Annotated in this window: 23 protein-coding genes and 1 pseudogene; 7 read left to right on the top strand and 17 right to left on the bottom strand. The window is 43.8% G+C overall.

The window, feature by feature from the left end; translation table 11 throughout:
• Window positions 1-5: 5 nt before the first annotated feature.
• The 7 genes from F4V51_RS07280 to F4V51_RS07250 form a co-directional block, all read right to left on the bottom strand.
• Complete coding sequence (locus tag F4V51_RS07280; protein WP_153977454.1) at window positions 6-1148, bottom strand: sensor histidine kinase; 1143 nt, start codon at window positions 1146-1148, stop codon at window positions 6-8.
• Window positions 1149-1214: 66 nt separating this feature from the next.
• Window positions 1215-1946: a response regulator transcription factor gene (locus tag F4V51_RS07275; RefSeq protein WP_201281188.1), complete on the bottom strand. Its 732-nt coding sequence runs from the start codon at window positions 1944-1946 to the stop codon at window positions 1215-1217.
• Window positions 1943-2884, bottom strand: a complete 942-nt coding sequence (locus tag F4V51_RS07270) for an aminoglycoside phosphotransferase family protein (protein WP_162009911.1) — start codon at window positions 2882-2884, stop codon at window positions 1943-1945. The genes F4V51_RS07275 and F4V51_RS07270 overlap by 4 nt, the downstream gene beginning before the upstream one ends.
• A gap of 134 nt (window positions 2885-3018) precedes the next feature.
• The gene (locus tag F4V51_RS07265) at window positions 3019-3477 is read right to left on the bottom strand and encodes a DinB family protein (protein ID WP_153977451.1); all 459 of its coding nucleotides are present in this window, start codon (window positions 3475-3477) and stop codon (window positions 3019-3021) included.
• 197 nt (window positions 3478-3674) lie between these two features.
• A complete protein-coding gene (locus F4V51_RS07260; RefSeq protein WP_153977450.1) occupies window positions 3675-4616 on the bottom strand; it encodes a YwqG family protein in 942 nt (313 codons plus the stop codon).
• Between the two features lie 151 nt (window positions 4617-4767).
• Entirely contained in the window at window positions 4768-6057 is a 1290-nt protein-coding gene (locus tag F4V51_RS07255; protein WP_153977449.1) for an ammonium transporter, read from the bottom strand.
• Entirely contained in the window at window positions 6054-6473 is a 420-nt protein-coding gene (locus F4V51_RS07250; protein WP_153977448.1) for a hypothetical protein, read from the bottom strand. The genes F4V51_RS07255 and F4V51_RS07250 overlap by 4 nt, the downstream gene beginning before the upstream one ends.
• Window positions 6474-6753: 280 nt before the next feature.
• On the opposite strand from F4V51_RS07250, the gene F4V51_RS07245 reads away from it, so the two are divergent.
• Window positions 6754-7245, top strand: a complete 492-nt coding sequence (locus tag F4V51_RS07245) for a DinB family protein (RefSeq protein WP_153977447.1) — start codon at window positions 6754-6756, stop codon at window positions 7243-7245.
• Window positions 7246-7379: 134 nt separating this feature from the next.
• Here the strand turns inward: F4V51_RS07245 and F4V51_RS07240 are convergent, their stop codons facing one another.
• On the bottom strand, window positions 7380-7886 hold the full coding sequence (locus F4V51_RS07240) for a GNAT family N-acetyltransferase (RefSeq protein WP_153977446.1): 507 nt from the start codon (window positions 7884-7886) through the stop codon (window positions 7380-7382).
• A gap of 388 nt (window positions 7887-8274) precedes the next feature.
• On the opposite strand from F4V51_RS07240, the gene F4V51_RS07235 reads away from it, so the two are divergent.
• Window positions 8275-8820, top strand: a complete 546-nt coding sequence (locus F4V51_RS07235; RefSeq protein WP_153977445.1) for a GNAT family N-acetyltransferase — start codon at window positions 8275-8277, stop codon at window positions 8818-8820.
• Here F4V51_RS07235 and F4V51_RS07230 read toward each other — a convergent pair.
• Together F4V51_RS07230 and F4V51_RS07225 are read right to left on the bottom strand one after the other, a co-directional pair.
• A complete protein-coding gene (locus F4V51_RS07230; protein WP_153977444.1) occupies window positions 8809-9714 on the bottom strand; it encodes a prenyltransferase/squalene oxidase repeat-containing protein in 906 nt (301 codons plus the stop codon). The genes F4V51_RS07235 and F4V51_RS07230 overlap by 12 nt on opposite strands.
• 83 nt (window positions 9715-9797) lie before the next feature.
• A complete protein-coding gene (locus tag F4V51_RS07225; protein ID WP_201281187.1) occupies window positions 9798-11303 on the bottom strand; it encodes an alpha/beta hydrolase family protein in 1506 nt (501 codons plus the stop codon).
• Window positions 11304-11618: 315 nt separating this feature from the next.
• On the opposite strand from F4V51_RS07225, the gene F4V51_RS07220 reads away from it, so the two are divergent.
• The 4 genes from F4V51_RS07220 to F4V51_RS07205 all read left to right on the top strand — a co-directional run bounded on the left by F4V51_RS07220 (window position 11619) and on the right by F4V51_RS07205 (window position 15132).
• Window positions 11619-11966 (top strand): winged helix-turn-helix transcriptional regulator, encoded by a 348-nt coding sequence (locus F4V51_RS07220; protein ID WP_153977443.1) that lies wholly within the window; start codon window positions 11619-11621, stop codon window positions 11964-11966.
• A 162-nt stretch (window positions 11967-12128) separates the two neighbouring features.
• Entirely contained in the window at window positions 12129-12470 is a 342-nt protein-coding gene (locus tag F4V51_RS07215; protein ID WP_153977442.1) for an antibiotic biosynthesis monooxygenase, read from the top strand.
• Window positions 12471-12717: 247 nt separating this feature from the next.
• Window positions 12718-13590 carry an SDR family oxidoreductase gene (locus tag F4V51_RS07210; RefSeq protein WP_153977441.1) on the top strand — a complete coding sequence of 291 codons (873 nt, stop codon included), beginning with the start codon at window positions 12718-12720 and terminating at the stop codon, window positions 13588-13590.
• Between the two features lie 345 nt (window positions 13591-13935).
• Complete coding sequence (locus tag F4V51_RS07205) at window positions 13936-15132, top strand: MFS transporter (protein WP_153977440.1); 1197 nt, start codon at window positions 13936-13938, stop codon at window positions 15130-15132.
• Between the two features lie 192 nt (window positions 15133-15324).
• Here the strand turns inward: F4V51_RS07205 and F4V51_RS07200 are convergent.
• The 4 genes and pseudogenes from F4V51_RS07200 to F4V51_RS07185 all read right to left on the bottom strand — a co-directional run bounded on the left by F4V51_RS07200 (window position 15325) and on the right by F4V51_RS07185 (window position 18950).
• Window positions 15325-16060, bottom strand: a pseudogene (locus F4V51_RS07200) (zinc-binding dehydrogenase).
• Between the two features lie 104 nt (window positions 16061-16164).
• Window positions 16165-16902, bottom strand: coding sequence for a UMP kinase (gene pyrH / locus F4V51_RS07195; RefSeq protein ID WP_153977439.1), 738 nt, complete (start codon window positions 16900-16902; stop codon window positions 16165-16167).
• Between the two features lie 346 nt (window positions 16903-17248).
• The gene (locus F4V51_RS07190; protein ID WP_153977438.1) at window positions 17249-17917 is read right to left on the bottom strand and encodes a Type 1 glutamine amidotransferase-like domain-containing protein; all 669 of its coding nucleotides are present in this window, start codon (window positions 17915-17917) and stop codon (window positions 17249-17251) included.
• 115 nt (window positions 17918-18032) lie between these two features.
• The gene (locus F4V51_RS07185; protein ID WP_153977437.1) at window positions 18033-18950 is read right to left on the bottom strand and encodes a ketopantoate reductase family protein; all 918 of its coding nucleotides are present in this window, start codon (window positions 18948-18950) and stop codon (window positions 18033-18035) included.
• Between the two features lie 149 nt (window positions 18951-19099).
• On the opposite strand from F4V51_RS07185, the gene F4V51_RS07180 reads away from it, so the two are divergent.
• Window positions 19100-19651 carry a TetR/AcrR family transcriptional regulator gene (locus F4V51_RS07180; RefSeq protein ID WP_153977436.1) on the top strand — a complete coding sequence of 184 codons (552 nt, stop codon included), beginning with the start codon at window positions 19100-19102 and terminating at the stop codon, window positions 19649-19651.
• Between the two features lie 215 nt (window positions 19652-19866).
• Here F4V51_RS07180 and F4V51_RS07175 read toward each other — a convergent pair whose 3' ends face one another.
• The 3 genes from F4V51_RS07175 to F4V51_RS07165 form a co-directional block, all read right to left on the bottom strand.
• Window positions 19867-21330, bottom strand: a complete 1464-nt coding sequence (locus F4V51_RS07175) for an MDR family MFS transporter (RefSeq protein WP_153977435.1) — start codon at window positions 21328-21330, stop codon at window positions 19867-19869.
• Window positions 21331-21435: 105 nt separating this feature from the next.
• The gene (locus F4V51_RS07170; RefSeq protein ID WP_153977434.1) at window positions 21436-22008 is read right to left on the bottom strand and encodes a TetR/AcrR family transcriptional regulator; all 573 of its coding nucleotides are present in this window, start codon (window positions 22006-22008) and stop codon (window positions 21436-21438) included.
• A gap of 335 nt (window positions 22009-22343) precedes the next feature.
• Window positions 22344-23123 carry an alpha/beta hydrolase gene (locus F4V51_RS07165; RefSeq protein ID WP_153977433.1) on the bottom strand — a complete coding sequence of 260 codons (780 nt, stop codon included), beginning with the start codon at window positions 23121-23123 and terminating at the stop codon, window positions 22344-22346.
• Between the last annotated feature and the right edge of the window lie 130 nt (window positions 23124-23253).

Raw genomic sequence — 23253 nt, 5'->3', positions numbered from 1 at the left:
TACTGTTACCTTTCCTGTTCCTCTGAATCATGGTGAACAGAGGCAGGAGCCAGCGGGAAGCGGGTCACAAAATCGGTTCTGCCATTCTCACTGAATGCGGCGATACGGCCATGATGCAGCTCAATCATGGATTTGGCAATAGCGAGACCAAGCCCCGTGCCTCCCGTATCGCGTGAGCGGGATTTGTCGACCCGGTAGAACCTTTCAAATAAATGAGGCAGATCCTGAGCCGGGATAGATTCTCCATAATTACTGATACGGACCACTGCTTCTCCCTCATCAAGGGATAATGCAATTTCAACCACTTTCCCTTGTGCTCCATACCGGATTGCATTGCTGAACAAGTTCTCGTAGGCCCGGACAAGCTCTCCTGGAGCTGCCATAATCCACAGCGGCTCCTGACCGCCAGTGATCTTGTACGTCATGCCTGCCTCTTCCAGCATGGGAGCAAACTCTTCAGCCAGCTGCATCAGGAATGGATTCAGATTAAGCGGTGTCAGAGACAAGGGAAGGCTTCCACCGCTAACACGTGTATACTCGAATAAATCATCAATCAATTTCCTTAAGGTTAAGGATTTCTCATATGCAATGCTGACATAATAACGCATTTCAATCTCGTCCTGATACCGATCCTTCTCGATGTACTCCAGGAAGCCAAGAATGGAGGTCAGCGGCGTTCGGAGATCATGAGAGATACCCGTGATCAGGTCATTTTTGGCAGCTACCGCACTTCGTTCTTCCTGCAGCGATTGCTGCAATTGCTCAGCCATCTGATTGATGCTGGCAGCAACAACGCCGAATTCATCGGATGTCTTCACCTCGATCCGGTGTGACAGTTCCCCTTTGGCTACCTCCTGAATACCGTCAGTAATCTCGTCCAGAACCAGCATCACTCTGCGCGTGAACAGGAAAAAGAACAGCACAAAAGCTAGCACCCCGATCATAATCAGCAGCGGAACAGAACCAACATGGTTAATCAGCCACCGGATTCCTCTGGCCGGAATGGAGTAATTGGGATATACCTGGGCTGCCAGAATGGCTTGCACAACTTTGCTGCCACCATACAGAATGGCTGCCGTCAAAATCCCGCTTAGCAGAAAGGCATAGATAAACTTCCACCGAACCGTATTAATTAATTTTGAATTCATCTACAAGACTCCCTGCTCATGTGCTTCAACTGCCATGCAACGTCGCGATATAATCGAGCATTTGTGTTACAGTTTAATCATTTTGTAGCCGACGCCCCACACGGTTTGAATAAATTTCGGATGTTTACTGTCAACTTCAATTTTCTCGCGAATCTTCCGAATATGTACCATCACCGTATTATTTGATTCCATAAATTCTTCTTTCCATACCTGTCTGTAAATCTGCTCCATGCTTAATACAGAGCCTTGATGACGTGCGAGCAGCTCCAGGACGGCAAATTCTCGCGGAGTCAGACGAACAGGCTGCTCGTCCACCCAGACCTCATGTGTATCCGTATTGATGACCAGATCATCGATGACCCATTCATGGTCCTTCTGTTCCCGTCCTTCATTGAACGTATAGTACCTGCGAAGCTGCGATTTGGCCCGGGCAACAAGTTCAAGGGGATTAAACGGCTTGGTCACATAATCGTCCGCACCAATGCTTAGTCCCGTTATCTTGTCGATATCCATGCTCTTGGCGGACAGCATGATGATGGGCATCTTCTGCTCTTCCCTGATCTTCATGCACGCTTCGAGTCCGTCCATATTCGGCATCATGACATCCAGAATAATCAGATCGATCTGTTCTTTCTTCAGTTGTTCCAGTGCTTCAAGACCGTCACTTGCCGTCAAAACCCTGTAACCTTCATTGCCAAAATAAATCTCCATCAGTTTAATAATTTCCTGCTCGTCATCCACAAGCAGAATGGTAGCTGGCTGTGCCACGGCATTATTCCTTTCGATTCCATGAATCATTGATTCTTCAAATTATACCACCGGGGAACGAATCTGCGAAAATCATCATGATCTTCCCGGACACGCTCAATCTTGCCCATCATGTCATTTGTCTCGTCCGGTTTCACCTGCTGGATCCATACTACAGAAGATACAAGCGCCATTGCTGTGTATAAGGAATACAATCTCCAGAACTGCTCATCAGGCTCATTCCCGCCAAAATAACCCTGAATCTGTCCAATGGAATAGGGAATGCTCGTCTCGGATGCAAACAGGCCCAGCTTCAGAAATTCATGAACCGGATCCCCCTGGTCATAACAGTTAAAATCGATAACACCTGCGAGCTTATCTTCCTTGATTACAAGGTTGCCCGGATGAAAGTCATCATGCTGGAACCCATCGGGCCGATGTTTCATCCAGTCCAGACTCTCCTCGATAAATGCCAGAACATGCTGATCATGTTCCATTTTGACAGAGCACTGTCTATACTTCTCCACATAACGCTTATGCTTCTTGCTCTTGCGTATGTACCACGATTCTGCTTGGTTCTCTACCTTGAATTGGTGCATTTTCCGCAGCTCATCACCTGCTTGCACACCTATAGCCCACTGGCTCTGTTGGTTCATCTTCGGGAGCACCTTCGATGCGTCTTCACCCTCTATGTAGCTAAGCAGCATATAGCCATTATCTTCATCAAGTCTCCCCATGCTAACCGGTAACGGGCAGCGAACCCCCAACTCCTGCATGCCCGCCATGCATTGATATTCATTTCTTTTCAAGGGTTCTTGAGACAAGTCAAATGTGCGCAGCAAAAAATCCCCTCGACCCGGGATTTTGACCTTGAACTTCAGATCAGAAGAATAACCTTCCGTTATTGGCAGAAGCTCCATCGTCTGCTGCAGCTTAAGAATATTTCGGAGCTTTTCTTTTATCGCATCATACATCATTTTCTGTCCCATTCCTCCTCCTAAATTATTGAAACGTATGATCAGCTTGTTGCTCCAGTGAGCGTTGCCTGCACCCGACTGCACGATTCTATGTATGGAGTAGATAGACATGATTCAGGAAATACCAAAATATACTATGTAGTTCACTATGCAAACAATACTACGCCAGGCTCGATCCCCTCCAGAGTCAGCATCGTGTACAACTGCCCTCTGTGATGATAGATGTGCCCCATCATTTCGAGCAGCCATTCCAAACGGCTGTATGAAGCCCCCCAATAAGATTCCGTTACCCTCAACAGTTCCTCTGTGTTAAACTGCCTGTACCGCTGATATAGATACATCCGATTATCCGTCAGGGATTGCTTGATCTCGCTCAGCGTACAGGGGTGATTCATCTCGTAGAACATCATCATCTCTTCTTCCGTTGTACCTTCCGATATGTACACATCTGCACGGCAGATCAACGACAGATGAGACAGCAGTTCACCAACCGAGCGCTTCCCTTCAATCGGAGTTAAAGCCAAGTCCTGTTCGGACAGCTGATCACAGATGTCAATTAACGATGTGACTGCCACATCAATATGTTTGAATACGGATTCTATCACCTAATTCACTTCCTTTTTATCCCATTATACAGAACGTATGATCTCATTTCAACCCAAGCCATACCCCATATATAAATAAACAGGTTGTGTACCAAAACCAACATTCACTGAACAAAAAATGAACAAAAAAATCCCCCTTCCATCACATGGACGGAAACAGGGACGTTTTTGTTGCTTCTATACATTTATTCGGGAACTTAGCTTGAATATAACGAACAATACGTTTGGTCGAACCTTCCGGCAAACAGATCCGATTTACGAATGAAAAACTGCAGTTCTCCGCAGTCCCACCACTGGAAACCAATGGCGTCATGGGTATCTATCTTAAGCAGCAGCAGCGTGTCTTCCAGTTCCTGCCGTGTGCGTTCCGGATCTCCGCCATAATGGGCGGTCAGCTTGTTCTCGCACTTCTCTTCATCATACTCGTATTCTTCACCAAGTACGATCTGTAATAGGGCTTGATGCTCTGCATCCGGGTGCTGCCCGTCAGGGTAACCGAACATTCCGCCCCAATTCTGGGTACTCGGATGATTCCAGTCCGATTCGAATTCAAGATACCGCTCATACAGCCCCCCTTCCGGGTCTGCCACTTCATTCTCGCCCGTCTGCTGTACGGATAGTGCATTCAGCGCCTGGGCATCAACATAAGCATATGTAGGAAACTCCAAATTAGGCAGTACCGTAACGGCATGTGCAGCAAATTCGGTCTCCAGCGCGGTAACGCCTTCAGGCTCACGCCTAGTCAAGTTATGCGAATCCGGCTCATAGATCACATGATGTTCAATATTGTAGGCGGGCTCATCGACTCCAATAAAAAAGTAGAGCATTCCCCGTTCAGGCAAGCTCACGCGTCCATCATTCGGGGTATATGGAAGCAAGTCCACAAGATTCAGCTGGGCAAGAAAAGTCATCGGTACACCATCCTGTGTCAGCGGCCACTGGATATGCTCAGGGAGGTCCGGATTGCCGCCCACACGTGAATTGCCCGTTCGGCGATATTCATCGAGTGTCGATACATCCAGCCGGATTCCCCAGCGACTTGAGGATACCAATAGATCAGCGGCAGTGCCCAATCCGTACTCCTTAAGCGTTTTGCGAGCTTTTCTAGTCAGACGTTCACATTGTTCGGGTTTAATCATTCAGATCCTCTCCTTCAGCCAATACATCTATGGTGAGACATATTCACGTTCACACCTGTATATTCTTCCGGCACGAGTTCTTTCCCTGCTTAAAGTAAAAAAAAGAGACCCGCAGAACGTTCTGCAGGTCTCCTTACATATATAAACCTTGTTAACGAATCTGATCGGACGAATCACGCTGTAAAGCCCGAATGTGCTCTTCTCCATCGAGAAACTCATGAGCCTGATGCGCAGCCATCACGCCATGATAGCTAATATCCAGTCCCAGATCTTCCTCTTCTTCCGTGGAACGAACAGGTACCATTTTGCCAATGAGCTTCAGACCGAACCAGGTCATGACAAAGCCCCAAATGACAAGCGCTGCGAGTCCCAGTGCCTGAACACCGAGCAGCTTCCAGCCACCGCCCATGAATAACCCGCCATCTGTCGCGAACAGCCCTACAGCAATCGTCCCCCACATCCCGGATGCCGCATGGACAGGGAAAGCACCAACCGGATCATCAATCCGGCGACGTTCCAGCCAATTGGTTGCTGCCATCATGAGCAAGCCGGATACTGCACCGATAAAGATCGCTGCTGCATCACCTACAAATGCACAGCCTGCCGTAATCCCCACCAGACCGGCAAGAGATCCATTAATGACCGACGGAGCATCTGAACGTTTGAAGCGGAACAGCGTGTATAACATCGTAACCGCTCCACCCGAGGCCGCTGATAACATGGTGACAATCGCAATATGACCGATTCTTGCATCCGTGGCGCTCAGCGTACTCCCTGCGTTGAAGCCGAACCAGCCAAACCACAGCAGAAATGCACCTACGGAAGCAAGCGGAAGATTGCTGGGAAGAGCAATGGCACTCACACCATGAGGCGTGTACTTGCCTTTGCGCGGACCTATAATGATCGCTGCAGCCAAGGCTGAGAATCCACCCAGCGCATGGATGACAGCCGATCCCGCAAAATCCTGCATGCCCAGCTCGCTGAGCCAACCGCCGCCCCATGCCCAGTGACCGCCAACCGGGTATATTATAGCCGTCATCAAAATGATATACAGGAGATAGGCCCGGAAGTTGATCCGTTCTGCTACCGCACCTGATACGATGGAAATAACAGCGATGGTGAATGCGGCCTGAAACAGCCAGAACGTTTCAAGCGATACAGGCACGTCGATATGAGACAGATCACCATTCAGGAAGAATCCTGTTACTCCAAAAAAACCTCCGGCATCAGAGCCGTACATCAATCCGAATCCAATAGCATAAAACAGTAATGTGCCTATCGTAATGTCGGCAAATACCTTCATAATAATGTTCACACTATTTTTATAACGGACAAACCCGGCCTCCAGGAGGGCAAATCCACCCTCCATCAATAAAATCATGGCTGCACTCAGTACCACCCAGACCGTATCGATCCCGGAGCTTAACGTCTCCAAAGTCATGCTTGTACATCCTCCGTTTCACTAAGCTGTCTGATCTCGCGGATCATATCGGGCGGAAGCTCAATCTCGCCTTTCTCCTTGATGTCAGGATGCTCGATTTGCTCCATAATCCGATCCAGTTCTCGAATATGACGGCGGATCTGTTCCATCTTGCGAAAGCGCTCCTTCACCTGGACCATATATTCCACGGCCTGATGATGGGAGGCAGGACGGCCTGCGAACCACTTCCGTACGGTCGACATGGATTGATAGGCGACTTCCTCCGCACGCTTCTTTTGTTCAAATTGTTCAATTTTATGTTTGAGGGTTCCAATCTCATTTTCTTTTTTGACCTTCAGCTGCTCGATAAGGTACAATAAATCGGACGATGATATTTGCAATGCTGTATGGTGGTACACCTCGTCGATTACTAACATATCATGTCAGGACTCCTTACATATCAAGTTACTTGTTACCGATTATAGTTTGCCGCGGTCTGCTCGTCAATCTTTTTTTGGAGTCCGTTTATTTGGATGAGAAGTCGTTCTTCGCAGACGGCTTTATTTTTGTTAATCTCATTACACATAACAACATCAATTCGGCATCATTCGCATTTCCCGCTTCGATCCTCTATGCTATAGATCTAGCATCCGCATTTCAGTACTGGAACCTCACAAGCTGACATCTAGAACCCATGTATAAGGAGAGGATTGCAACATGTTAACTCGCAATGACGATATTCGGCACCAAATCTGGCAGACCGTCTCAGAGCTGGACGGAGAACAATTGAACCGGAAACCTTCACCGGAGCAATGGAGTGTTATGCAGGTACTCCGTCACTTGAACCTGATGGAGCGCATCATCGTGAAGCAAGCTGAGCTTGCTATGCAGAAGGAACAACATGTGACCGTGGATAAAAAACCTTACGAACTTTCACTGGACCGCAGCCGTTCCGTCGATGCTCCACCCCATGTGCAGCCTCCCGCAGAGCCGGAATCTCTTGCTGACGTTCGCCGGGATCTGGAACAATCCCATCAGGCATTGACTGATTTCGCCCAAAGCAATGACTCCTCCCTGCTGCGCAGCAAGTCTTTCCCTCATCCTGTATTTGGAGAGATGGACCTTGCCCAGTGGGTTGATTTTGCAAGCTATCATGAAGAACGCCATCTCGGGCAGATCAAGGATATCAAGCAGCAGCTCGGATTTTAAGAGCTCTCCGTATCCGCAATAAAAACGTTAAAAACCTCCAAAGCACATCATCGTGCTTTGGAGGTTTTTTGGGTTCAAAGTAGTTATTATTAATTAAAATACTGATCATGGCTCATGGCCTGACAGCAGATCATTTACGTTATTTTTTTGCCCAAAATCGCCAGATCCCGGTTCACACCGTCCAGCACAGCCACTTCCGGATAGTAACCCCATTGCTCAAAGCCATGCTTGCGCAGCAAACCAAGACTTGGTTCATTATGTCCAAAGACAAAGCCCAGAATCGTTGTAATTCCCAGCGCAGGACAAGCATCAAAAATCGTATTTAACAAACGTCCACCAGCCCCGATTCCCCGGCATTGCTCGTCAACATACACACTCACTTCCACCGTACCGTTGTATGCTGGCCGCCCGTAAAATGAACTCAGACTGGCCCAGGCCATAACTTGTCCTTCAAGTCTCATCACCCAGAGCGGACGACGGTCCGGTGAATGCTCCTCAAACCAGGGCATGCGCTGCTCAACCGTAACAGGCTCCAGGTCTGCTGTCACCATCCGGCTCTCAATGGTGGAATTATAAATCTCCACAATTCTCGGCAAATCCTCAAGACGCGCATATTCAATCTGCACACGTTCCAGCTTCATCTCTACTCCCCCATCATTCCAGATCGAACTCTAGTATGACGAATATTATAACGGAGAAGGCAAGCAAACGTCATCCCCCAAACATTCCTATGCAAAGGCGAGGGGACACCATACCATGAACGGTGTAACTTCAATGAGCTGTCCCCTATCACCTGTTAAATGAACAAAAGCAGTCGATCATAGATCGGCTGCTTTTGTTCAAATTTCTCGTTTAGCTTTCCTTATTCCCTAGCCTCAATATCATTCAGCCAACCCGTCATCATGACGGGTTGGCTTCGCTTCTTGAAGGGCTCTTTTTGTAAACATGGTTGATTTAAATTATAACAATGAGCAACTTACTTTTTATGGTATTATATACATCAAAACTTCCTAAAAGGAGTGTGTAATATTGACCAGTGAGAGTACAATCATTATTTCTCCATTACATGATGACCTAATAAAGGATATCAATAAGACCAATGATTCTTTTGAGATATATGGTAGAGTTGTCCCCTGTTTACAATCAGGAAGATGGTCTTATACTGAAGAACTTTATGATAAAACGAGAGAAATACGCTTTCCAGATGACCAACTGGATTGGAGCCAATTTATAAACCGAGAGGATAAAGCTTTGTTTTTAGCTTATACGAATAATGCTTGCATAGGACAAATTAGAATCATTAAGGATTGGAATCGCTTCTGTTATATTGAAAACATTGCTACCAAAAAGGATTATCGAGGCAGTGGCGTCGGAAAGCTGCTCTTACATAAAGCAGAAGATTGGGCCAAACAAAGAAATCTGCTCGGAATGTCCCTGGAGGCACAAGATGATAATCTTGGTGCATGCCGATTTTATGTGAAACAAGGATTCATACTAGGTGGAGCTGACACACTGAAGCAGTCATATACTCCAGATATTGAAACCACTTTATACTGGTACAAGTTATTCAAGTAACGGTTGTACTTCAATAACTCGTTCCAGCTGACTGGTCAGATAAGGCGAAACATCGCCCATTCTGGACAATTCCTCTAGCAAGGGAAAGGTGTCTCCATTCCATGGCCCTTGTGGATCAAAAACTTGTCTGCCAATTCGCATATTGCCTGCTGCCATATAGGGTTTCAATTGTTCCAAGCCCTCAAGAATCAAATCTTCCGGAAGGGCTTTGTTTCTGCGCCTTGACCATTCTACCAAGTAAGACATTCCACGCAATATATCATATTCAAAAAATCTCGGGAAGCAGGGTTTTAGCCAATCGGTATTAATGATGGTCCCATCACGTTTAGAACATACAAGACGATGCTCTATTAAATAGCGTGCACCTTCATCGAGAAACACGGCTTCCTGTTCCGTAAAATTGCGGTTTGTATGCCATAAGATAGCCTCTAGAGGCGGAAGGGTAGAAACAATAGAACTTTTATGGGAATGAACATAAGCATCCGGATCACAGTTCAATCCCCCATCAGGTAACTGATATTTCAATAGCCATTCGCGAATCCAGGGAAGTTCATGATCCAAATCACAGCCATAAGCTTGGAGAATCATATAGTACACCGCAAGTTCACAATGACAGCAATCCATCTTCATTTTATCACTTTCACTTGTTGGATGATCATTGGGGGAAATGATGAACGTCTGCCAGACTTGCGTTTCCAGCCAACTTTTAGCTTGGATAATAGCAGATTCGGGGATTTTGTCCACTTCTCCCATTTCGTGAATTGCTGCCATATGCCACCAGGCCCCATTCCATTTGTGACGGCTGTATTCGCTGCTGAACTTTAGATCCGGGGAAGAATTCAAGAATCTTATCGATTCATCGATAGCTAAACAGATTGATTGATTTTTTTCCATCTAACCTCGCTCCTTGTCAGAACTGATTTCAAGCTTAATGAAGACAGGCTCTCTTGCATTTCCACTCTGCCATCCACCATAATTTATAACAGTGAGTTTACGATATTCACCTCTGGAAAGAAACGATTCGGTCCTTTCATTAAGGTTCCATTTTGATGTTTTAGATACAAATCGAAGAAATCCAGCATGTACGCATTGATAGCGGAGTTAGCTCTTTGGGGTGCAATCTTTCCTGTAATACCCAGCAGGTTGAACATCGGAGAAATGAACTGTACATCGGTAAAATTCAAGTGTTCCGTATTTTCGATATAAAGGATTTGCCCCCCTTCATCGGCCGCTAATCGCATCCGGTCAAGCTCTAACTTTTTGTCTTCCGTTACTTGATCCTCCCACTCTCTTGTTGAACCCATACGTTTAAGCTCTTCATCCGTGTAGACCCGGTTTTCCATCACCATTTTTAATTTTTCGTAATAGCTTTCCGAGTTGATAAACAAAAACGGCTTTTGCAGACCCTCTCTGTCACTCAAACGATAAAGCCCTCCATCAAGATCTATTCCGACCGCGATTCGCGGATCGTATGCAGCGTCATAAGCAGCCGCACCGCCGATGGAATGACCGAACGCCCCAATGTGATCGAGATCCAACCTTCCCTTTAGATTACTTGGGATCTGTCCCGATTGGATAAGCTCGAACTGGTCCAGCGTAAAGATCACATCGTTAGTTAACACTTCCCCCAACTTGTCGCGAATGGTTCTACTCTCCCTATAATCCTGATCCGGCGAAAATAAGTCGTTGGTTGTGTCGGTTGTGATTCGACCGTCTGGAAACTGGGTTGCAAATGTATTGTAGGTGTGGTCAATCACTGCCACGATATATCCGTGACTCGCGAGATGTTCAGCTTGCGTCGTGTGGAGGAACCTCGAAGAGCCAAAACCGGGACTTGCAATGATCAATGGGTATGCTTTCTGTTTCGAAGAGACTTTGGCCTCCAAATAAGCATGATTGGATACATACTGAAGGTGCTGAAACGTAAACCCGGGAAGGCCATAATTCCCAGCCATATAACGTAAAATCTCCGTATCCGGAATAAGGGGAGCGTACTGGCCAGGATCAGCCTGAGCCGGATACCATACCTGAACCATCAATTCCCTGTTACCTTTCGCGCTTTTCCCAAACGTTTCCTCGCGGCTTGAGTCAATAAAATGAAAAGCTTGCGTGCCTACTTTCCACTCACCGGTTGGCACCGGAAGGTTGAAGACGGGAAACACGTAGAGGAGGCACCCTGTTGCCATTAGCCCTATCCCGATAAAAAGCCTACCGAGTACCCTTGGCATTCGAGAGACAATCTGAACGACTTTCGGCTTGATGAAAATGCCAATAAGCGAAATGATAAACATCAGGATTATAAATCCGTATAGAAATAAAAGTTGAATTCTGTATCCTTCGACAAGTAAATGTACCACTAAGAAAGTAAAACTTGCCCCGCTTATAACGAGCAAGGTCGATTTTCGAATACGTTGATGATTGACGAACTGGAGCACCAACAAGCAAACACTACAAAAGAAAAGCAGCATTTCTAAAAGCCTCACGCCAACTCCCCCTTAAAATAATCCTATATGTGGATTAGTCTAGAGGAGCAGCTATGCGACTACCATTGATTTAAATGACAATTGCCTTACACACTTGTAAGATTGAGTGATGGCCCAGATAACAGCGAGTGGCTGAATGATGAATTCTTCAACTAACGTGTCCCGTTAGTTCGATTGTCTCGAAACCAAATATAACTATGTAAATTCGTTTTATGACATTGATAATAGCAGACAGTATATACAGCAAGATAGGTTGATTGGATCAACACATGTAATATAATAATTGAAAATTAAATGAGGGATGGTGTTTCTTAATTGAAAACTTTTTATTGTGATCTGGAAATAACCTTAGATGTCATTGGCGGAAAGTGGAAACCTCTTATTCTATATTACTTAATAAAAGGTCCTAAACGGACTGGTGAATTGAAAAGGCTCATCCCATCCATTTCTCAGAAAATGTTAGTACAATCTTTGCGGGAGTTGGAGAGTAATCATTTGATTATAAGAACAATGTTCAATCAGGTGCCTCCAAAAGTGGAATATGCAATATCAGAAATGGGTATGTCTCTTGAACCCACTTTGCGAGCCCTTTGTGATTGGGGTCAGAATTATGCAGAGAAGGCATTGAATAAGGATGAATATCGGAGATTAAATGTGGAATAGAGTCATTTTAGAAATCAATTTATTCTTTACTTCATCACAATTATCACTATTTGGTTACTATATCACCAAAAAGTACGTACTATTTTAAAGGTGATACATCGTACATAATGAGACTTGTGGCCATGAAGAAAATTAAAGAGTTAATAAAAGGAGTGTGTAGCGATGTCAACAAACAACAATCAAATCATTCTCAATATACGTTTTAAAATTAAGCCTGGTCAGAAAGAAGCTTTCCGTGAAAGTCTATTTGCAATGATTAGCAACTTCAAAAGTGAACCTGCCTTTGTAAACGCGATCGTCTCCGATGATCTTGATCATTCTGATGATCTTGTCATCTATGAGATTTGGCAGGGCACCAGAGAAAGTTGGATTCAACACGAACTTACTAAACCTTATCGTGCTGAGTATGAAGGTGCACTTACCAACCTTATTGATGATAGAATTGTAAGCTGGCTTGAACCAGTCGGTGAATGGGGAAGTACACTGACGAATGTTAGACAGTAATTTTTTTTTTAAGGTAAGTATTATTACTTGCACAGTAAGTTAATAACCTTTTTTTGATTATAATGTAACTGTGATTGTTACATTTAATGATGTCATATCTCATTTACCTTTATTGGAAAACAAGAATGTGAAACATAGGCTTTCAGTCAAGCCTATGATCTTAAAACTGGTGAACGATTCGGAAAGTTGTAATTGTTTTCTAGTTATACGATTAAAGCATTAATAAAAGTGCAAAGGGGTTATTCATATGGGTAAAATACTTATTACTGGAGCAACAGGTAATCTCGGCAGCAGGACACTAGAGCTTCTTCTTAAAAAAGTTCCGTCCAATCAGGTCGCTGTATTGGTACGTAATCCGGAATCCGAGAAAATCAAAAAGTTTGTTCAAGAAGGTATAGAAGCTCACCAGGGGGACTATTTTGATTATGACTCACTTCTGCGAGCTTTTAATGGGGTTGAAAAAGTTATGCTTATTTCCGCGCAAGCATTTACCGACCGCAATACGCAACATTTCAACGTCATCGCAGCTGCAAAACAGGCCGGTGTCAAACACGTGATTTTCACGTCGATCATACGAAAAGAAAATTCAAATCTTATTATTCCCGAAGTATCGATTTCAGACTTATTTGCTGAACAAACACTTAAAGCATCCGGATTAGCCTATACTATTCTTCGGAATCCACCGTATCTTGAAGTCATGCATTCGTATTTCGGAGATGAGCTTAAAGTCGGCGTACGAGTACCAGCGGGTTCCGGTAAAGTAGCCGCTGCATCTCTGGACGATTTGGCGGCAGCCAACGCAGCCGTTCTTACTCAAAACGGACACGAAGATAAGTCATATACTTTAAGTGGCAGCGAGGGAAGCTCTTTTGCAGACATCGCTGAAGCCCTCTCGGAGATTAATGAGATAAATATCCCTTATGAGGCAATTAGCGAAGAAGAATATATAGACACTATGGTAGCAAATGGCTTGCCTGTTTTTATGACTGATTTCTTATTAGGTTGGGTGAGAGGAATCAACACTGGAGAATTCTCGGAGACGTCTGGGGATCTTGAACATCTGATTGGTCGAAAACCAATGACATATAAGGAATTCTTTAAAATCAAATCTCCAAATTGAAGATTGAAAGCTGGAATGTTACTAACTTAATTCTATGAAAAGTTTAAATTCCTAGACTGCGCTTTTTATTGAGTAAAATTTCCCGTTAGCTCAATATGATATACGAAGAAATAGCCAACCATATAAATGATTGGCTATTTTCTATTCAGCGTTATTGCAACATACTTCTTCAATTCAGCAGTACTCTGATCAGCTGATCACTTGGTAATATTGTTAGACGCTCAACTAGTCATTGAATCGTTGAGATATTTTGATATAAAATGCGATTTACAAATCCTCCACCTGCATATTAAGATATTTACATCGTGTAAAGGTTGACACAATGTAAATAAAGGAGCTCATTTTATGTTACCAAAGTCTGTTCGCTTCCCACTCTTCATTCTCATGTTAAATCTATTTATAGCTTTATTGGGCCAAGGAATGCTTATTCCAATATTGCCTGATTATTTGAAGCTATTCCATGCAGGCGGAACTGTCGCAGGTTTTCTGGTCGCTGCATTTGGTGCAGCTCAATTCTTATTTTCACCTCTGGGAGGACAATTATCTGATCGATTTGGACGCAAAAAGTTAATCATGGCCGGCATGTTCCTTTCAGTCATTTCTGATGTCATATTTGCGCTTTCGACTTCATTGCCTCTGCTTTATGTCGCTCGCTTTATTGGCGGAATCAGCTTGGGTTTAATGATCCCATCGAACTTGGCCTATGTGGCCGATATTACGACCCACGAAACGCGAGCTAAGGGTATGGGGTATTTTGGAGCAGCCATGAATTTGGGCATGGTACTTGGACCCGGTCTTGGTGGCCTCATTGCCGAAATGGGCATACGTGTGCCTTATTTCTGTGCTGCTGGTCTTGGATTGCTCGCTACGCTGCTGACCCTCCTATTGCCTGAGACACTTGCACCTGAAAAAAGAACGCGCTCTTTACGCAATCCGGATGGAAATCACCTTGGAAAAAAAGTTTTGAGTTCCTTTAAAGTTCCCTATTTCAAGTACTTACTTCTACTTCTCGTTATGACCTTCGGTCTCATGAGTTATGAGACGGTATTTGCCCTTTTCGTAGAGAAAAAATACGGTTTTAATGCTGCAACCATCTCTATCATTATTACGCTGGGGGCCATAATCGGTATTGTTATTCAAGTTTGGCTGCTGGATTGGTTTGTGAAAAGGATGGGTGAGATCAGGTTAATTCGACTATCCTTAATTATCGCGCCTATCGCTTTAATGTTAATGCTGATCAAAGTTAACCTTGCTTTTCTTTTATTCGCTTCCGCGTTATTCTTTGCATTTAATTCTTTTTTGCGGCCTTCCGTCAGCACGCTAATATCCAAAAACGCAGGAGATCGACAAGGGTATGCATCTGGTCTGAATACCACATATTCCAGTCTTGGAACCATATTTGGTCCGCTTATTGCAGGTTCGTTATTTGACACAAACCTTAACCTTCCTTATATTTTTGGGGCAGTCATGCTTCTGGCTTCTCTGCCGCTTACCATGAATGTATTCCGCTCCAAGAAAGGAAAGTTATCTACAAGTGAATGAAAATTGGCATCAGCAATTAAAAAATAAACATCGTGATGAGCTGATTTCAGCAGGAACTGGAATATGAGCGGATGTTGCAACAGTGTCATGCAGTCGCAGCCCCCTTCACCGACAAGGTGGAGGGGCATTTTTCTTTGACCAGATACAAAAGAATAATCTGCCCTACTTGAGTCTTGGTAGATTCATCGATTTTTATGGTCTTAATAAAATTTTCCCCGTGCTTTTGCGGCTTTCTAGAAATTGATGTGCTTTGCTTCCATCTCGTAGTGCAAATACCGTAGGCTCGGATACCTTTATTCTCCCCTCTTCGATCCAGCGGAACAACTCGGCTGAACGGGTTGCCCGTTCCTCGCGGGAAGTAAGGAAATTCCAAAGATCGCCACCAGTCAACGTTTTTGACGTATCCATGAGCATCCTTGGGTCAACAGGAGCAGGGTCTCCCCCTGCCATTCCATAAAATACAACCGTCCCCCCAATGCGAGTGACTGCAAAACTATCCTCGAGCGTGGAGCCTACGGAGTCATAGACTATCTTTTGTTAAATAGTGGGCAGTCAACCCTTGCAGTAAAACAGAAGCCGCCTTATCCAATGAAATGGTATCTGGAAGAGGAATTACCTTTTCTATGGGAACAGCCACTTTTTCTGCGTTAGCATGGGGGACATCTGCAAATGCAACAGTGTCGCCAACGCTGATTCCTTGGACATTAGCTCCTGTTTTTTCAACGACTCCTGCCCCTTCATAACCTAAAATAAACGGGGAGTTCCCAGTAAGATGATAATTCCCTTTCCTTCTATAAATATCTGCAAAATTCAATCCGATGGCTTTCATCCTTACTAATATTTCGTCAGGCCCGATAACTGGATCCGAAATTTCAAGATATTCTAGGACTTCCGGTCCTCCGAATTTATTAAATACAAGTGCTTTCAATTGAGTGGCCTCCTCTTATCTATTTTTCAAGAGCTCTGAAAAGAAACGGGCTTGCTTTACGAAATCTAGAGAGCACAAAAGTGCTCCCTCGGACAGAAGTTCTGTTATTCCAATTCCAAAATTGATTCACCGCTAATAATAGTACCATTATTATGCCCTTCACAAATTTCTTTCATCGAGCCTGGTTTATCGAAATTAAACACATGCATGGGCAGATTGTAGTCTCTTGCTAAAATGAAAGCGGACTGGTCCATTACCTTTAAGTTGTGTTTTAAAACATCGTTGTAATGAAGTGAACGAAATTTCCTTGCATCTTTATCCAATTTAGGATCTGCATTAAGAACACCATCAACACCTTGCTTTGCAACGAATAAAGCGTCACAATGAACCTCGACGGCTCTTTGTACAGAAGGATAGTCTGTTGTCACGTAAGGTTGACCGTTCCCCCCTGCAAAAATTACGATATATCCTTTTTCTAGATGGTGGATTGCTCTTAGACGGAAGTATGGTTCTGCAACTGAAGTAATAGGTATTGCCGTCATTACTCGTACTTCCTTTTTGGTCTTGGCTTTAAGAACTCCACGAAGCATTAAACTATTTACTACAGTCGCAAGCGTCCCAATGTTATCTGCTTCTGCCCTTTCTATCCCCCAGCTTTCGGCCATATTACCTCTGAAAATGTTACCCCCACCTATAACTAACGATACTTCAACGCCTAAGTTTATTACTGACATAATTTCATCAGCAATATAGTCTAACCTTTCTGGCTCAAAACCAAATTCAGAGTTTCCTGCTACTGCTCCACCACTTAGCTTAATGAGAACCCTTTTGTACCTTGACAATGATTACACCCCCATAAAATAAAAAACACTAAAGCAATAATTGCTTTAGTGTCTAATGGAATGGAAATATGAAATTATGCAAGTAGACTGAATGTAAGTCCGTCGTGTACACCTCATACTCCCACCCCTTCATGTTTTTTCCATCAAGTGATTTTACATCACGTGAAGGTAAATTGCAATGGTGAGAATTGTCATGTTTTTGGAAGTGATCTTTTGACCCACCTGTTTAAATTCTATTACCCCAATTTTCTAATACACAGAAGGCTATGGAGTAAGTACTAGCTTCTGTTACCCTAGCTCAGATTGTAGGCAACACCGTATCCCGTTCCCTCAGCGGTGAGGAAACTTAGACCGTAAAATGCCTCCAATTCCCTTCGGAAACCACTTCTACTGCTCCATCAACTACCTTGATGGCGGTCTGATCATCAATTGCATAGGCCGGCCCTTGAATCTCTGCGGCCCATCTCTCAGCGGCAGCCATAGTGTTATTGGGCAGCATGACGTGATCAAGATGCGGAAAAATTGAAAAATCAACCAGTCCCAACGTTTCATCGCCACCGGTAGGTGAAGTCCACCCCACAAAGTATTCCCCGATCTTAGGTGCCATCACCATACTGTCTGCGCTCATTCCCACATAAACGGCCCTTAGTGAAGGCAAGAGTTCTGCGAGTCCGGATTGCCGCATCCAATGGTTTAGGAAGAGAGCATCGCCACCCGACACCAGTAAGACATCTGTCTCCCGGACCAAGGGCTCCCAGTGGTCTCTACTGATGCTTGGCAGTGCAGTGAGCTCCAGCACGCCTACAGACTTCCACCCGAGGTCTACCATGGGGTTCTCGGATTTCCCGCTGATAAACTCCCAGGTTTTCACGCCAGGGCCAACCCAGGGATGTCCGTACATCGCCGTGGGAATGCACAGGGCATTGGAGTCAGCGATCGGCTTGTCCAACATGCCAACTAATGCGTTGTGTATGCTTTGGTTATTAACGCCTGCAGATGTCAGTAATAATTTCATACCCTCACTCCCAGTCATTTGACCTTCATAATTTCCCTTATTATCTAGTGTTCGATAAAATGACTATCCTATCCTGTCCTGCCTGTAAGCGAAAAAGTTGTACTCTGATTTGTCGTTAAGCCATTTCCGATTTGATACCATTTTGACTTAAAAATTTTATTAAATCATTACGCAGCTGCACAATCTCATTGTTAGCATGATTCGCATAATCCGGCAACATCATATCTCTAACCATTTTAGTTCGTAGCCATGTCATAAAGAAAAGATCCAAAAATAAGTTTGGCAATTTTAGCACCATTTTTAGCATTGGTGGATCAATGGAAACGCCAGCCTTTTGTATTGCCTTTAGATGCGCTTTTAAAATAACTGTGATTTGGCGAGCCGCATTTCTGGTTTTGGCTGTTTCTTGGTCCATTATCTTATTCTCGGATTGCAAAACGCTCAACATGGCAATGTCTGATACGGCGTGTGTGATAAGATACGCTTGCATATCCTTTTTAATATCGTAGGGCAGCTTTGCTGTTTTAAATATTGTTGCGAGCTTTTCTATGCGTTCTGTCACTAGACCATTAATTTCTCCGAATGCAGTTGCCGCTATAATCTTTGGTAGAAATCGAGTATGCAATATTCCATCTTTAATCTGTCCACCGAAGCCCGGAAACGCGGGTAAAAGTCTATCACCTACGATATCCAGCCACGAAGAAAATCCCTTTGAATTACTAATCATCGTAACTATATTTTTGCTTTGATTATCTTTTAGCGTTAACAACGCTGATTCGGACCGATCATAACGAACGGTAACGAAAATATAATCGTATATATCGTCGTTTTCGAGTGTATCAATGACATTCACTCTTATCGATTTAACTTTACCTTTTTCCTTATACCGCAGGCCATGTTCTCTTAATGATATATATCTATTAGAACGTGCAAATAGGGTAACATCAAACCCTGCTTCTATAAGCTTCATTGCGTACATGCTCCCGATAACACCTGCACCAAATATTAAAATTCGGTCTTGTTTAATTGACATTAAAACCACTCCTACCGTTTACCATTTCTTATTCAATCATCCGACAACATGTTGTATGATGTGATTATAATTTTTCAATATTCATTGATCAACCATCAGTTTTTTATGATTTGTCGGATGATATTCTTAAACGCTAGTAGGAGGAAAACATGAAAAAACAGCCCCAAATAACAGAGAAAACAAGACAAACCTTTGTTGGCGTTTTTTGTGAGCTATATAGCCAAAAACCAATCGAGAAAATTTCAGTTCAGGAAATCACGAATAAATCAGGATATAACCGCAGCACCTTTTATCAATACTTTACTGATATTTACGAATTGTTAGATGCTCTTGAAAATGACTTATTGAACGACATAAAAGAAGAATTGTCGAAAAAAGAGCTATCGATGCATAGCGTTCAAGATGCGCTCCATTGTCTAGACAAAAAAGAACATCTCTTGGTTCTCAATGCCCTTTTAGGTGATTATGGAAGTCCCCGATTTCTAAAACGCTTAAAAAAAGAAATCACTCTCAGTCAGTTGGAGTTAAATGTTCCACAAGATCCTTCCTTAACGCCATACTTGATTGAGTTTTACCTGTCAACCTCCCTTTCCTTATTTCGTCTTTGGCTCCAGCGACAAAAGGATTTATCGTCAGAAGAGTTTTTCAAGTTAGTGGACAACCTCTATTCAAAGGGGGTTACGTCCTATTCTAAAGAATAGATCAAATCATCTAGATTAGATTAGATAACACTTTATCAGGTCATCTCCCATCATCTGTAATTTCATCCTTGTCTGTACAGAATGTTTATGATCATTTTTCCCGCTTTCTTTCCTGATCATATTAATAACAGAATTACAGAAATTTACTGGGGTACAGGCAGCCAATCAGATTGATTGGCTGCCTGATAAAAAAGATGAGTTCATTGATCAATGAACTAGTGTTGACGATTAATCGTTACTCTCTTGAGAAAGAAGGACAGGACCAGCCCGATAAGCGCAATAATCATTCCAAAAATGAAAGCATTATGCACGCCGGCAGTCATGGCAGCTGGTATAAGCGAGATGTCACTTGGATTTTCGGCATTTTTTATAAACTTCTCAGACCCATTGCTCATCACACTGACCGCGACAGCCGTACCGATCGCTCCGAACACTTGTTGGAATGTATTCATAATCGCCGTACCATGTGGGTACAGCTGTGGTGGAAGCTGATTGAGTCCATTCGTCTGTGATGGCATCATAATCATCGAAACACCGATCATCATTAGGATATGAACAGCGATGATGAAGGTAACCGTCGAACTCAGACTTACCGTGGAAAACATCCATAGTGCAATTGATACCAGAACAAGACCAGGTAAGACGATCCATTTCGGTCCGTATTTGTCAAACAATTTCCCCATAAACGGAGCTAGAATTCCGTTTAATGCGCTCGCTGGTAGCAGAATCAAACCTGCGCTAAGCGTAGAGAAAGCTAATGCGGTTTGCAAGTACATTGGAAGTACAAGCATGGAGGATAGAATGACCATGAAGCATAGGCCAACCAATAGTGACCCAATGGCAAACATCGGGTATTTAAAAGCACGCAAATCAAGTAGAGGTGTTGTCATTTTCAACTGACGGATCGTGAATATAATCAGCGCGACAAGACCGATGGCCAACGAAACGAGTACGGTTGGGCTTGTCCAACCACCTTCCCCTTCACCAGCACTACTAAAACCAAAAACAATTCCTCCGAATCCAACCGTCGATAACAACATAGAGAGCAAATCAATTCGGGGCTTACTTGTCGTGGAAACATTTTTCATTTTAAAGATCCCAATAAGAAGTGCCACGGCAAGGAAGACGAGCGAAATCCAGAAGATATAATGCCAGCTCAATGCTTCTACAAGCAAGCCAGCAATGGTAGGTCCAATCGCAGGAGCAAACATGATAACTAGACCAACAAGACCCATTGCAGCCCCACGTTTTTCAATGGGGAAAATAATTAAGATCGTGTTAAACATAAGTGGCAGCATTAAGGCCGTACCGACTGCCTGAACAATACGTGAAACCATTAAGACTCCAAAGCTTGGAGCTAAGGCTCCAATAAAGGCCCCAGTCATTGAAAAAATAAGTGAGGTAATGAAAAGCTGTCTAGTCGTGAAGCGCTGATTCAATAAGCCTGATAAAGGAACGAGAACCCCCATGGTTAACAAATACCCTGTAGTCAACCATTGAATTGTAGATGATCCCACATTAAATATTTGCATTAAGTCAGTCATCGCAACATTTAAGGCTGTTTCCCCAAATAAACCAATAAAACCACTAATTAAAAAGGCGAGTACCATGGGAAATATTTTATAATCCTTTTTTGTTGCTTCAAAATCCGTACCTGCTGTTGCTGCTGAAGCTTGCATCGTTCCACTCCTCTATTTCTCTTTATTATATATTATATAGACCGCCCTATATAATATGGACAGACAATGGTTACGAATCATTGTCTTGGATCTATCCACTCTCGACTATTCCCGGAAAATTGCTGGAACATGACCGGCTGCTCGGCGCATTGGTCTTGAACTGCGCTCGACTACCGACATAATAATAGCACCCTCAATTAAACATACAGAAACCTCTGCCATTTCAATTGCCCGATCCTCGGAAATCCCCGTTTCCACGAGTTTGTTGGATAAGGTATCCTTCCACTCCGCAAATGCAGCCTGACAAGCATCACGGAGCGAATCACTCACCGATGAAGTCTCCGCAGCAGCCAGGAATCCGAATGGAACGAATTTATCGGTTCCAAACTGATCTATAACATCAGCCATGTTAAGTACAAAAGCCTGCATAAAATCTTCTGGCTTGGGAAATTTCATTACTTGTTCCTGAAGTTTGCTTTGTAATCTAAATTGAGTTAATTTCACACATGCAATGGCTAACGCTTCTTTACTTGGAAAGTAATAATATAATGATCCCTTCGGTGATCCACTAGCTTCAATAATTTGATTTAAGGTGGTACCATGATAACCTTGCTTAGCAAATAATTGAGCGGCTACCTCCAAAATAACATCCCTCGTATTAGACTTCTTGGCATCCATTTATTTTACTCACTCCAATACATCAACTGGTTTAAGTATTTAATATATTCGAAGAGGTTTCCAATAATCAATACCACAAATCTCATGTTAATGTCTTAAACAATAAACCGACCGGCCGGTCTATTTATGATATCACCTGATTTTTAAATACACAACTTTTTATTTTTTCGCTTCATAACTCTTTCTTTCCCAGTAAAATTAAACAATCCTGCCCCGTTAGGTGAACAAAAAGCAGCCGATCACAATGAATCGACTGCTTTCTTAATGGTATAGAGCTAACGTTTCCCGTTAGTTCAATGATGATCATTTCTACTTTGGATAGGTCACAGTACATGTCATGCACGATCTAAAGGAAGCCATTTCAACACGTCTTGAATTGTTTTATCCCAGAAGGCCCAATCGTGTACACCTGGCTCTTCAGCGTAAGTATAATCCAGTGAAGAACGCTCAAACGCTTCCTTCAGATCAATATTTAGATCGTACAGGAAATCATTCGTACCGCAAGCTTGGTAAAACGCGGGTTTTGGTCCAGACGTGCGATCATTGGACTGAATCAGATGATAAAGATCGTTATCCGTTCCTGCATGTGGTCCGTCTCCGAATGCGAGACGCAGAAACGGAGGGAACTCGCCGTCCGGCCCCGGGCTCCAAAACGGGAAATTACCCGTCGAAAGTCCAGCCGCCGCAGCGAACATATCAGGCTTGCTTAGCGCCCATTTGAATGCGCCGTAACCACCCATCGATAACCCAGCGACGAAATTTTCCTCGCGAGCGTCTGATAGCGGAAACAAGGACCGGGCAATCTGAGGCAGTTCTTCCATCAGGAAGGTACCGTACTTTCCTCCATACGCCATATCCGTGTAGAAGCTTAATTGGACTTGAGGCATCACGACAGCAAGGCCCAGCTCGGAAACATAACGTTCAATCGATGTCCGTCTCATCCAAATCGTATCGTCATCAGAGCCGCCATGCAGCAGCCAGAGAACGGGATGCCGTTCCCGGGTAGCAACGCCTTTCATCCCGATTTGCCCCCTGGTTGCCTGAGGTACAATAACGGTCATTGACGTGCTGAGTCCTAACGTTTCTGAGAAAAAATTGCATCGAATCATGGCCATTGTACATTCTCCTCACATTCAAATTATTTAAACAACCACACACCTTTTCCGTTCGGTTAATGCAGTCTGTTATCGTTGCCATCTCGGCCCGATATATATGTTTGATTTCATTGTAAAGGAAACGCTTTCA

The organism is Paenibacillus xylanilyticus (genome assembly GCF_009664365.1).
GTDB lineage: Bacteria > Bacillota > Bacilli > Paenibacillales > Paenibacillaceae > Paenibacillus > Paenibacillus xylanilyticus_A.
Note: the sequence above shows the minus strand (reverse complement) of the source record. Positions and strands in the feature narration are given on the sequence as shown.